1 pseudogene is annotated in these 332 nt (G+C 53.0%); it reads left to right on the forward strand.

Annotated elements, in window-relative coordinates:
* Positions 1-332, forward strand: a pseudogene (locus QP997_RS09790) (IS3 family transposase); the annotation flags it as partial.

Here is a 332-nt window from a genome sequence, read left to right on the forward strand (position 1 = left end):
CCCACCCGAGCAGCCCTTGAAAAATCTTTGCCGGATGATCCATCTGAACTGAAAGAACAGATGGCCAAGCTGCTGGTCGAGAAAGCTGTATTGGAAAAGGAGCTGGAGCTTGTAAAAAAAGACGTCAGCGTCATCCCAGGTCAGCTCAGTAATAGACAAAAGACCGCAGTGGTTGACGCGCTACGCCCTGACTTCCCCTTGCCGATGCTGCTCGCCTCTATCGGCCTTGCACAATCGAGTTTTTACTACCACCTTCAACAACGCAGCCGGCCCGATAAGCACGAGCATATCCGTGACATACTCCATGCCATCGACGCGCAGTCGGACAACAC

The sequence above is a fragment of the Corynebacterium sp. MSK039 genome (genome assembly GCF_030232315.1).
Taxonomy (GTDB): Bacteria; Actinomycetota; Actinomycetes; order Mycobacteriales; family Mycobacteriaceae; genus Corynebacterium.